Origin of the sequence: Taibaiella soli (assembly GCF_003236175.1) — a bacterium.
Lineage (GTDB): Bacteria > Bacteroidota > Bacteroidia > Chitinophagales > Chitinophagaceae > QKTW01.
Map to the genome: position 1 here is coordinate 92003 of NZ_QKTW01000026.1, position 12508 is coordinate 104510.

General features: G+C 42.5%; 11 protein-coding genes. 5 read left to right on the forward strand and 6 right to left on the reverse strand.

Annotated features, from left to right (window positions below; all coding sequences use genetic code 11):
* Window positions 1-220: 220 nt before the first annotated feature.
* The 3 genes from DN068_RS21990 to DN068_RS19710 are packed head-to-tail and all read right to left on the reverse strand — an operon-like array spanning window position 221 to window position 1696.
* Window positions 221-427 (reverse strand): hypothetical protein, encoded by a 207-nt coding sequence (locus DN068_RS21990; RefSeq protein WP_123985421.1) that lies wholly within the window; start codon window positions 425-427, stop codon window positions 221-223.
* Window positions 428-430: 3 nt separating this feature from the next.
* Window positions 431-1342, reverse strand: coding sequence for an Abi-alpha family protein (locus tag DN068_RS19705; RefSeq protein ID WP_111000667.1), 912 nt, complete (start codon window positions 1340-1342; stop codon window positions 431-433).
* A 6-nt stretch (window positions 1343-1348) separates the two neighbouring features.
* Window positions 1349-1696 (reverse strand): hypothetical protein, encoded by a 348-nt coding sequence (locus tag DN068_RS19710; protein ID WP_111000668.1) that lies wholly within the window; start codon window positions 1694-1696, stop codon window positions 1349-1351.
* Window positions 1697-2248: 552 nt separating this feature from the next.
* On the opposite strand from DN068_RS19710, the gene DN068_RS19715 reads away from it, so the two are divergent.
* From DN068_RS19715 to rocF, 4 genes are all read left to right on the forward strand, one after another.
* The gene (locus DN068_RS19715; RefSeq protein ID WP_111000669.1) at window positions 2249-2758 is read left to right on the forward strand and encodes a hypothetical protein; all 510 of its coding nucleotides are present in this window, start codon (window positions 2249-2251) and stop codon (window positions 2756-2758) included.
* Window positions 2759-3300: 542 nt separating this feature from the next.
* Window positions 3301-4374 carry a DUF4421 domain-containing protein gene (locus DN068_RS19720; protein ID WP_111000670.1) on the forward strand — a complete coding sequence of 358 codons (1074 nt, stop codon included), beginning with the start codon at window positions 3301-3303 and terminating at the stop codon, window positions 4372-4374.
* The gene (locus tag DN068_RS19725) at window positions 4371-6845 is read left to right on the forward strand and encodes a mechanosensitive ion channel family protein (protein ID WP_111000671.1); all 2475 of its coding nucleotides are present in this window, start codon (window positions 4371-4373) and stop codon (window positions 6843-6845) included. Before DN068_RS19720 ends, DN068_RS19725 begins: the two co-directional genes overlap by 4 nt.
* Before the next feature lie 152 nt (window positions 6846-6997).
* Window positions 6998-7945: an arginase gene (gene rocF, locus DN068_RS19730; protein WP_111000672.1), complete on the forward strand. Its 948-nt coding sequence runs from the start codon at window positions 6998-7000 to the stop codon at window positions 7943-7945.
* A gap of 169 nt (window positions 7946-8114) precedes the next feature.
* Here rocF and DN068_RS19735 read toward each other — a convergent pair whose 3' ends face one another.
* Window positions 8115-8519, reverse strand: coding sequence for an EVE domain-containing protein (locus tag DN068_RS19735; protein WP_111000673.1), 405 nt, complete (start codon window positions 8517-8519; stop codon window positions 8115-8117).
* Between the two features lie 54 nt (window positions 8520-8573).
* Window positions 8574-9605 carry a polyprenyl synthetase family protein gene (locus DN068_RS19740; RefSeq protein WP_243630336.1) on the reverse strand — a complete coding sequence of 344 codons (1032 nt, stop codon included), beginning with the start codon at window positions 9603-9605 and terminating at the stop codon, window positions 8574-8576.
* 155 nt (window positions 9606-9760) lie between these two features.
* On the opposite strand from DN068_RS19740, the gene DN068_RS19745 reads away from it, so the two are divergent.
* Window positions 9761-10297 (forward strand): hypothetical protein, encoded by a 537-nt coding sequence (locus tag DN068_RS19745; RefSeq protein WP_123985422.1) that lies wholly within the window; start codon window positions 9761-9763, stop codon window positions 10295-10297.
* Window positions 10298-10375: 78 nt separating this feature from the next.
* Here the strand turns inward: DN068_RS19745 and rnr are convergent, their stop codons facing one another.
* Window positions 10376-12457: a ribonuclease R gene (rnr, locus tag DN068_RS19750; RefSeq protein ID WP_111000675.1), complete on the reverse strand. Its 2082-nt coding sequence runs from the start codon at window positions 12455-12457 to the stop codon at window positions 10376-10378.
* Between the last annotated feature and the right edge of the window lie 51 nt (window positions 12458-12508).

The window sequence follows — 12508 nt, forward strand, 5'->3', positions numbered from 1 at the left end:
AAAAAAATGAGAAGGCGACCGTGGGCCGCCTTCTCATTTTGCTTTTGTTATACTGGAAACATTACGAAACTATCGGACTCATTATGACCCTCGAAAAAATTGATCTCTTCTTCAGCAATTTTCAAATTCTTATATGCGCTAAGCCAAGTCATTTCACTATCCAACGCGTGTAAATCTATTGCACTTTGAAAATCTGCCATACCGTTTTTCATATAACTCTCTATTCCTTTCGTATTTCCCCGAGCATGCATTTTGCCACTCCTCTATTATTAAAAGAGGACTCTAACAAGGCGCAATTTTCTTTGTCGCCGCCTGCCTCAATGATTTTATCATAAATCTCAATTGCTTCTTCATACCGTCCACTGTCGACACAAAGTCGGCCATTTTCGAACTCCTTATTTAGTCGCTCTGATTCTTTACTACTCATAATCTACATTTTTGATCTGTCTGTGCATGCTTCAATAAACAATTCCCCTAACTCTGTTAGAACATGCTCAATATCGGACTCCACATCAATATCTAACTCAACTTCTAGATATTCTTTGTTCGATTGATTAGGTATTTCTATAGTTTGGGGATGCGCGTAAGTTTCTTGAGTAACTTTTATTAAACCCAATCGGACCAAGTTTGAAATTTCAAAACCTTTGAGTTTATGCTCTGAAACAACTTGAAGCCTATTTATTTTATTCACTATTGAACTTTCCTGCCAACCTAACCTCGTTAGATTCGACTCAAGACGGGACTTCTCCGATGCCAATTCTCTAATTTTTTTTAGCACAGCCATTCTGCTTGACAAATCAACCCTCTCATGCCTCTCCGCTATAGCAATCTCTTCCTTCTTTTTTTCTATTTCATTTCTTAAACCCTGTTCAATTTGCGGCCTGTCAATTTTAAATTGATCAAGCTCAATCTTTAACTCAGTTACCGTCTCTCTCTTTTCAATAAAAGCCTCTTCCAAAAAAACAAATTCTGTTATTGAAATCTGTCCAAGAATGTATGGAAAAACGTGATTCTCTATATTTCGATCCGAATCGACTAAATTCGAAAGTAAGATTGCCCATTTTTCTTGCAAAGCTTCATCTTCTTCCAATCCTGCATTTTCAAGGAGCGGACAAAGTAATTTTAATGGGATTGTCTTTGTTGAGATGTTGTTTTTTTCACAATACTCTTTTGCTTTATTTAAGATTCTTACCTGATTCTTAAACTTCCAAAGGGTCACAGCATCTTTTAAAAGAAGGCCGGCCTCCTCTATTGCTGGCATTATCAGTTTTCCAAGAAAATTTTTCGCGACGTCTATTCCCTTATCTATGGTTGTCGAACTGATGTCAATTTTTTTATCCATTTAAGATTATAATTGAGATTTTAATGCAGTTATTAAGTTAGGTTTTAATTGCCACGTAAAACCATTGCTTTCTTTTTGACCAATAAAAAATAGTGACCAATACATATTCTTGCCGTCATCATTACCGATCAAATATTCAAATTCAACACCTCGTTTCTTCTCAATCCTTTTTGCAATGAGATAGGGCCGATTATTTATTTGCCGAAGACCTGTCATCTCTACAATTGTTTTCGTAGACCCTTTGTGTTTATCGAGAGTAAAAAATGCACGAAACATTTTCAAATCATCTTGATTAATCAAGGTTTCATCTTCTAATATTTCTTTAAATTCTGCAGCAGTAAGTTCTGTAGTCATTGTTTATAAAACTTTGCAATTCTATGTAAACATAAAATGAACAACCAATTTTCACAACGTGAAAAACCCCCTTTTCTTCCCAGTTTTTACTACTTACAAATAATAATGAGAAAGCCTTCTTCCCTTCGCGAAATCAGATCGCCACGTACCTCGCGATGACCGTGTTTTTATACAACACGGGATGGAAAACCCACGATGGAAAACACTCGCACGGGTCATTGCGATGAGTTGGCAAACAGCAAAGCTGTGAAAACGAAGTGGCAACCTGATTTCGCGCTGTGAAAAACACACTGCACGGTACGCCAATTACGCGAGACTCTTCCTTCATCAGAGTTACAAACGCGGGTGAGTTATGTAATGCTTCGCTCATACAATCGGGCAGATCGCTTCCTGAGTCGCGAAGCGACCCGAAGGGGCACGCCATTACAATTGACAGGTGACAATGCACAGTTGACCGTTATATATATTATCCTTCCTTGAAATTTCGCCAACGGTTGTTGTACCTCACAAGATTCCCTTCAGGGGTTGTGGGTTTTAGGTTAACTTTGCCAGATGCAACAAGACTGGAAAAATCTCCTTCCTGCTGATTTTGCGGAGAATGCGCGTGTTTGGGTGTATCAGAGCAACCGTCCGTTCAGCGAGAAAGAACATAAAGAAATTGAAGAACAACTGTATCATTTTTATAGCCAATGGCAATCGCACGGTGAACCTGTAAAAGGTTGGGCCGGCATTTTGTTTAATCGTTTTATTGTTATGATGGCCGATGAAACAGATACACATGTAAGCGGCTGCAGTACCGACAGTTCGGTACGGATCATAAAAAGCCTGGAACGCCAGTACAGCATCAACCTGTTTGATCGTATGAGCATCACTTTCCTGGTAAAAGATCAGGCGGAAATGTTGCCGTTCCAACAAATCCAATACGCGATTGATAAAGGATACATCAATGCAGATACGCTGGTGTTTAACAATATTGTCAATACCAAACAGGAATTGCTCGAAAAATGGCTGGTGCCGCTGCATGACAGCTGGATGGCCTCCAGAGTTAAGACAACCGCTTAAATTTTTAAAAAGCATCTCGAAAGAGGTGCTTTTTTTTATTGCACTCATTTTCAGCTGAATTAGACATGATGAGTGTTGCATTTCCGGGTTCCGAACTCGGAGTTCGGAACTTCAGTGTCCGTGTTCGGAACTTCAACGTCCGAGTTCCGAACTTCGATGTCCGAGTTCGGAACTTCAACGTCCGTGTTCGGAACTTCAATGCCCGAGTTCTGAACTTCAACGTCCGTGTTTGGAACTTCAATTTCCGAGTTCGGAACTTCAATGCCCGAGTTCGGAACTTCAACGTCCGTGTTCGGAACTTCAATGCCTGAGTTCTGAACTTCAACGTCCGAGTTCGGAACTTCAACATCCGAGTTCGGAACTTCAACATCCGTGTTTGGAACTTTGATTTGCAGTAATTACCCATTCGCATTGAGCACGCTCCTCCATTAGACAAGTCGAAGGAAATTGGGACTACTTCTTTTATATACAGATATTTATCTTATATTTATTACCAAGAGCAAACTGTTTTCAGACTATCCATCATTCGACCAAAATTTATTATGGCCGTTTCCTTGTCCACTATAAAGCGATTATTGACTACAACGCTCTGTTGTGGATTTTTCATTGCGGCATCGGCCCAGGATTCAGTAAAGATTACTAAAGGTACCGCCTGGGTTCGTCCGATGGACGATTATCTTACCGCCAAAGTCACACAAATCACAGATCTCACCTCCTTCGCCGTATATACGAATACCAACAAAATTGTTTTGCAGCAGAATGGCGAAAGCGCTACGATGCTCAATCTCAATTATTCGTTCATTTCGGCATTTTACATTTTCGTTCCAAAGTTTATTCCCGGCAATAACGACAACGACACAAAGGGAAAAACCAGCAGTCAGGAATTTGGATTCAATTTCAATTTTGCCCACTGGCAGCAATCTTTGTCTTACGAAAGAGTAAAGGGATTTTACCTGGAGAATACAGCAGATTATAGACCAGGCTGGAAGGACGGTGATCCCTATGTTCAATTTCCCGGACTCATTTATAAATGTTTTGAAGGGGTCACTGCCTATAATTTTAACCGGAAATATTCAGTCAATGCTGTTGTCACACAATCGGAGCAACAGCTAAAAAGCGCAGGAAGCTTTATTCCCAGCCTTCGCTACCGTTATTATATCATCAATAACCCGCCAGATTCTATTTATTCCACGCAGAAATCCAACAATATTGAAGTCATCCTGAACGCTGGCTACTATTATACATTGGTACTGCCGAAACATTTTTACATCTCGGCCGGAATAGCGGCGGGCGGCGGTTTTATAGAGACAAAATTAACGACGAGGGTTCCCGGAGACGATGATGTGATCAGTCATCAGACTAATGCTATTTTCCGGTTGGACGGGCAACTAGGATTAGGTTATAACGGCAATCGCTTTTTCGGAGGAATTTATTCGTTTGCTTTCTCAGATTCATACAAACAGCAAAACACAACAGTAGTAACGGGAGACAGCAAACTTAATTTCCAGTTCTTTATTGGTTATCGTTTTAATGCACCAAAGTTTCTGAAAAAGCAGCTGGCGCAAATGAATGAAATGATCGAGGCGAAACGGCAACAGTTAAAAAGTAAGCAATGAAAATAACGCAGCAATATATGGGACGGTTGATGTGGATCTTAGTATGGCTAAGCTCGTTTTTTATAGGAGCAAATGTCAGTGCACAAAATCAGGATTCGCTGAAAAATGCAGCACACGACTCTGCCCGCAAAGCATTCACAGAAAGAATACAGGAAATGGGCCGGGCTGAAGCAGCCAGCAGTATTGCGAAATACAACGAAGGGCGCATTCATCTGGAACAACGCAGTGTGATGGAAGAGCTGAAAAAGACGAATGAAAAGATCAAGATTTATTTGCAGCACAGCATCGATACGGCAAGCATTTCAGACGATATTCAATCGGTAGAAAATTATCTCGCTATTGTGAAGGAAGGAATCGTTGTGCATAGAGGCACTGCACAGACCCAGCGGAATCTTTCCGTTTCGAGTGCTATTATTGATCAGCTCATCGGCATCATGGGCAAACGGAAAGCTACTGTTGACAGATACGCAAGCGAGCTGATGGGCTTTCGCGACCGTATTGATTCGCTGTCCAGTGATTCTGTACTTTATATTTATCCGACGGACACGGCCGGCTTAATCCGCTATTATAAGAAAATGGTGGTGGTAGTAAAGGAAATCGCACCGATCGATACCGCGTTAAATGTGGCATTGAGCAACGTACAAGACCTCCAGGTAAAAACCGACCTGGTAGTGTACGAGCTCCGTTCTTCTTACGAAAACATAGAAGCTGAAGTAAAGAAACTGGCAGCGAACAGTCTCAATCGCGAATATCCCAACATATGGCAAACGCCCACTTACAGCAGACCTTTCGGAGACATCATACGTTTTTCGATAGCGAAAGAATTGCTCGCGCTGCAATTTTATGCAAGTGATAACCTGCCGCAGATTTTTCTTCTACTGGTACTGATTGTGATGAGTACTTTATTTATCCGCCGGCTGAAACTGCGTTTGAAACAAACGGGAACACCTAAAGAAGAAATAAAGACCAAGCTGATCACCCGTTATCCATTGCTTTCTGCAATACTAATTGTAGTCAGCATTTTCCAGTTTATATTCATCACACCTCCATTCATCTTCAGCTTCCTGATCTGGCCTGTATCGGCCGTTTGTCTGACCATCATTTTCTACAAATACATCACCCGTTTCTGGATGATTTTCTGGATCGTGATGGTGTTGCTGTTTACAATAGCTTGTGCCACGAATATGCTATTGCAGGCTTCACGTGTGGAAAGATGGATTATGGTGATACTGGCGCTGGCAGGAATTGTATACGCACTCTGTGTCTTCTTTAGCGGCCGGAGCATGGAATTACGCGAGAAGCGCATTCTCTATTTTATAGCCATTTTTATTGTTACAGAACTGCTGGCACTGGTGTTTAACATATATGGCCGTTACAATCTGTCTAAAACATTCCTGATCTCCGGCTATATAGGCATTGTGGTTGCTATTCTGTTTTTGTGGACTGTACAATTGATTAATGAAGGTCTAAGTATTGCTACGTCCGTTTACCGGCATCCGGACCGGCAATTGTTTTATATCAATTTCAATCGTATCGGTAATAAGTCGCCTGCGTTTTTGTACGTACTGCTCATCATTGGCTGGTTCGTGGTAGTAGGCAGAAATTTTTATGAATTTAAATCGCTTGCCTGGTTTACGCATGATTTTCTTACGAAACCACGGAGCTTGGGCAACTACGATTTCACCATCAATGGCATTGCTATTTTTATCACCATTTTATTTTGTTCGCTATTTCTGTCACAGATCGTTTCTTTCTTCTCGGTTGATCATTCTGCCACACGCACAGGAGAACAGAAGAAAGGCAAGATCGGTACCGGAAGCCTGGTGTTATTGCTGCGCATTTTCATCATTAGTGCGGGCCTTTTTCTGGCTTTTGCGGCAGCAGGAATTCCATTAGACCGCATCACTATTATTCTGGGCGCATTGGGCGTTGGTATTGGCCTTGGTCTGCAGGGACTGGTGAATAATCTGGTAAGCGGACTCGTCATTGCGTTTGAACGGCCGGTAAATATTGGTGATATCATTGAAGTGCACGGCAAACTCGGCACGATGAAATCGATTGGATTCCGCAGCAGCATTATTTCCTTGTCAGATGGCGCCTGCCTCGTCATTCCGAATGGCGATCTGCTCAGTCAGCATTTAACCAACTGGACAATGGGAAAAAATGCTAAACGTGTAACCTTGCAAATCGGCGTAGCTTATGGCACAGATCTCGATCAGGTAAAAAACATATTAACGGGTGTGCTAAAAGCCGAAGAAAAAATCATGGCCCCACCAGACCCCATCGTTATTGCTAAAGATTTCAACGACAGCTCCATCGATTTCCAGGTTATCTTCTGGGTGCATCATATTGCACAAGCCTCAGAGGTAACCAGCGATATTATCACCAGGATTGACAAGGCTTTTAAAGATTCCGGTGTGGTGATTCCGTTTCCACAGCAAGATTTGTATATTCATAAAATTGACCGTTGACAGTGGACAATTGACAGTGTCTCATGCCTGGTACGCAACTTTAAACAAATTGTCAATTGTCAGCTGTCAATTGTCAACTGTTTTTATTTAGCTATTTTTGGGGCGATAGACAGAAAGAGCGGAGCTGTTTTTATACTAACGAACAATTATTTATGCGGAATATTAAAATCATAGAAGTAAAATCGGAAATAGGTGCGGGAACCCGCGGCGCCAGTCTGGGCGCGGATGCTATTCGCATAGCCGCCCTCGATTTTATGAGTAGTTTCTTTGTAAATTTTCCTACCGAACAAGTAGAAACCGAGAACAGACTTTTGTACGAACCAATCGAATCGCCTTACGCAAAGCGTATCAAAGGCATTCTGACAATGTACGAACGTGTATCAGAAGCGGTGAATAATACATTAAAATCAGGTTTGTTTCCGGTAGTACTGGCGGGCGATCACAGCACAGCGGGCGGTACCATTGCAGGCATTCGCAAAGCGAAACCTAAAAACAGACTGGGCGTTATCTGGATCGATGCGCATGCTGATCTGCATTCACCATACACTACTCCGTCGGGCAATATGCATGGCATGCCGCTGGCGGCCGCACTGGGTGAAGACAATAAGCCCAACCAGGTTCACAACCCGGATACGCAGACAGTAGAATTATGGAATAAACTAAAGAATGTTGCGAAGTTGCAACCAATGATTAATCCGCAGGACATCGTGTTTATCGGTCTGCGCGACTATGAAAAGGAAGAGGAAGCCATTCTGAAAAAGCACAACATTAAAATTATTCCGGTACAGGAAGTACGTCGTAAAGGTGTAGAAAATGTAGTGCGTCAAACGATGCAGCACCTCAGCAACTGCGATGATATTTATGTTTCTTTCGACGTAGACAGCCTTGACAGTTCTATTTCAAGAGGTACGGGGACACCGGTAAGCAATGGCCTGAAAGAAAAAGAAGCAGAGGATCTGATCGCAACGCTGATGCAAAATCATAAGATTTGTTGCTTCGAAGTAACAGAAGTAAATCCAACGCTCGACAAAGAAAATCTGATGGCTGAAATTGCCTTTAATATTCTGCAACGAAGCGTGAACTTGTTGTTGATGAACTAATGTGGTGAATGGTCAATGGTGAATGGTCAATACTCAACATATTGCAAAATGAAAATGGAGCGTTTAAACGCTCCATTTTTTGTATTCTATTTCCGGTAATGATTTGCTGCTTAAATTTCATGCAGCTAAATAACGCGAGTATTGACCATTCACCATTGACCATTCACCCCTAGCTTCCCATTTTCACCACGAGCTTAAATTCTTCTTTGCTGAGATCGCAAACAGATAAGCGCGATTGACGGATGAGGGACATATTTTCCAGTTCGGGGGTTTCTTTCATGGTCGCTAATGTTACCGGCTTCTTCAATTTTTTTACTGGCTTTAGGTTTACCACTACCCAACGTTCATCATCGGTAGTCGGATCCTGATAAGCAGCAGCGCTTACTTCTGCGATGCCTACTACTTCCATGCCTTCATTGCTGTGGTAAAACAATACCTGATCACCAACAGACATCGCTTTCATATTATTTCTTGCCTGATAGTTGCGCACGCCGTCCCAAAATGTTTCTCCATCCGCAACGAATTTGTCCCAGGCATATTTAAAAGGTTCTGATTTTACTAACCAATATTTCATTTTACGTATCGTTATTTGTAAAGATGTTAAGTTGCGAAGAAAATAGCTTCAAATTTATTTATCGCGCTGCAGCAAATAGCTTGCGAGATCATGCAATGGCTGCTTTCTTTTGCTGAGCACTGCAATCTGATCCAGACAATCAAATGCTCTATTGGAATACAGATTTACCAGCTCTCTGCATGCTGCATCTGCGCCGGTTGTTTTAAACAATTCCAGCATCTCTGTTACTTTATTTTCGCTGTCGGTTTCCAGTAATGTATTAATCGCGTTGCGCTGCTCATTCGTAGCATTTTCGAGCGCTTTCAGCAACAGATAAGTTTTCTTGTTTGATTTGATATCGCCGCCGTTCTGCTTACCGGTTTTATCTGTACCGAATGAATCCAGATAATCATCCTGCAACTGAAATGCGATACCAAGGTTTTTACCGAATTCATAAATCTTCTCCGTATTGCCGTCAGTAGCGCCACCAAGCACGGCACCGATTTTCAGCGCAGCGGCCAGCAATACAGAAGTTTTCAGCGTGATCATATGAATGTACTCGTCGATAGAAACATCTGCACGCGTTTCAAAATCCATGTCCCACTGCTGCCCTTCACAAACCTCGATCGCTGTTTTATTGAAAATCTCCAGCACATCCTCGAGGGCATTTTTTACGTGCGACATTTGCCGGTAGGCGTAAATAGCCATTACATCACCACAGAGGATACCTGCGGTAAGACCATATTTTTCGTGTACTGTCGTATGTCCGCGACGCAATGGCGCCTTGTCCATAATATCATCGTGAATCAGCGTAAAGTTGTGAAACAGCTCGATGCCACTGGCTGCATGCCAGGCATCTTCAATAATATCACCAAACAGTTCGTTGCCCATCAGGCAGAGGACAGGACGTACTCGTTTGCCGCCTAATTTTAACAAATAATTACACGGATCATAAAGCGTTTCCGGCTGTTGCGGAAAAGTTTTCTGACTGAGAAAATAAGTCTCGAATTGTTGTACCAGGCTGGCAAATGAATTCATGGGCGCAAGATAAAGAAAGACATACAGACCTTTCGCATAATTATTGCCACACACCGCTAACCGGGGCATATTTGCAACAAATAAGCATGCAAAAACAATATGAATGATCGTCGATAAATTTTGCCCGTTCAAAGCCAAACAACCTGCTTTTGACAGTTTTAGCAAAACCGGCACACAAACTGGCATCAACTTTGATCCTTTCTAAGTAAGTAAAAACCATTTTTATGAAAAGAGTTGTTTTAATGCTCGCAATGATGTTTATCGGCGGTGCAGTTACGGTTCCTACAGCGAAGGCGCAAGTTCAGATCCAGGTTAATATCGGCAGTCAACCATTGTGGGGTCCGGTAGGATACAATCAGGCGCAATACTATTATATTCCGGATGCAGGTTGTTATTATGATATCAATCGAAGCGTGTTCGTTTACCCGCAAGGCGGCCAATGGATCACCGGCCCGAGCCTTCCCGGCCCATATGCCAATATAGACTTGTACAGGGTTCATAAAGTAGTGATCAACCAGCCTAGTCCCTGGTTGCACGATAGAGACTACAGAGCTCAATACGGTAGTTACAAAGGCCGTTATGACCAAACCGCGATCCGCGATAGCCATATCAACAAATACTACGCTAACCCTCAGCATCCACGCCATAACGAATGGCATGATAACGGCAATCACAATGGCGACCAAAACCACGGCGGCTATCACGACAATGGTAACCACAATGGTAACCACGATAATGGCAACCACAATGGTCAACACTAAACAATAAACCAGAAACAATTCCTATAAAAAAACCGCGCTAAAAAAGCGCGGTTTTTTTCACTTCAGATTTATGAGTGACTATTTTTTCTTCCTTTTCTGTGGCACCGATTTCCCTGTCGGATTCTTTTTCGGTTTTGCAGATTTCGGAGGTTTCACCTGATAGTTTTTTTGCGCCGTCGCTGTATCTAAAGGCGAACGTCTGCGCTGTACAGGCAATTCGAGAATCGTATAATCGATCTGGCGTTTATCAAGGTTTGCAGAAACCACACGTACACGAACTTTATCGCCCATCCGGAAACGAAGGCCTGTATTGCGTCCTACAAGTGCATATTCATGTTCCAGCAACTCAAAATCATCAAACTCTGCGAGGTCCGCAATAGACACCATACCCTCACATTTCTGTTCCACAGTCTCTGCCCAGAAACCAAAACTGGCCACACCACTGATTACAGCATCGAAATCTTCCCCCACATAGCTTTGCATGTATTCAACCTGTTTATACTTATTGGCACTCCGTTCTGATTCCATTGCCCGGCGTTCCTGATCGCTGCAATGACGGCATTGCTGCTCCAGTTGCTTGATCGGATGAATATCAGATTCGAGGCATTCAAACAAAATACGGTGTACCAATACATCGGGATAACGACGGATCGGCGAAGTGAAGTGACAATAGTTTTCAAATCCGAGGCCGTAGTGACCGATATTTTCCGTCGTATACACGGCTTTCGCCATTGTGCGGATACCGAGGCTTTCCAGCACATGTTGCTCTGGTTTACCCTGCACCATCGCCAGCATTTCATTGAAGGAATGCGCAATGCTTTCCGGTGAATTCAAATCGAAACGAACACCAAAACGCGTGGCAAATGTGGTAAATAACTTCAGTTTATCCTCGTCCGGCACATCATGCACACGGTACGGGAATGGTACTGGCTTGTCTTTTACTTTAATATTGGAAACATATTCAGCGACCGTTCTGTTAGCGAGCAACATAAACTCTTCAATCAGCTGATGTGCCTGCTTGCTTTCTTTTACAATAATGCCAATCGGCACTGCATGTTCGTCCAGCTTAAAGCGAACTTCTGTTGAAGAAAAATTAATGGCTCCTTTTTTGAAACGCTGCGCACGCAGATTTTGCGCGATACCGTTCAGGATATGAATTTCTTTTTCATAATCGCCGCTGGCACCTTCAATGATTTCCTGCACTTCTTCATACGCATACCGGCGTTGTGAACGGATCACCGTTTTACCCAGCCAATAGTCTTTTATTTTACCCGCTTTCGTGATTTGAAAAACGGCAGAGAATGCATATTTATCTTCATCCGGACGCAATGAACACAATTCATTCGATAAACGTTCCGGAAGCATTGGCAATACACGATCTGGCAGATAAACGCTCGTTGCACGGCGATATGCTTCTTTATCCAGATCGCCGTCGGCATGAATATAATGGCTTACGTCGGCAATATGTACGCCGATTTCATAATTACCGCCTCTTAGCGTTTTGAAGGAAATAGCATCATCAAAATCTTTGGCATCTGCCGGATCAATGGTAATGGTCAACGTCTTGCGGAAGTCTTTTCTTTTCTTCACTTCATCGCTGGCCACACCTTCCGGAAAACGTGCCGCTTCTTCCATTACTTCATCCGGAAACGTAAGTGGAAATCCGTTTTCCACCAATATTCCCTGCATGGCAATTTCATTTGCCGTTTCATTGGTAAGAATGCTGATGACTTCACCTACCGGATTTTTTGCTTTCTCGCTCCATTCAATAATACGTACAATGGCCTGATCACCATGTTTTGCATTATGCAGTAAATGAAGTGGTATGAAAATATCTACCGGAATATTGTCTTTGGATGGTACCAAAAATGCATAATGTGCATGCACTTCAAGTCGTCCGTTAAATTCGGTTTGCTTACGGTGTAATACCTCTTTTATTACTCCTTCCTGACGGCCATTCTTGCTGCTATGCAATACTGCAACTCTTACTTCATCTCCATTCAGGCCGGTTCCGAGGTTTTCTTTTTTAACGAGAATATCCCGTTCCAATCCTTCCACGATCACAAACCCCATACCACTGCGCGTTACTTCCAGTTTACCTTTGTACAAATGTTCAGCGACATGTTCTTTTCCTTTCTTATGATGTTTTCTTGCGCTCATTCTAATTATTTAATTCACTAAATATAAGCAAATACGCTCCAATAAAGCAAT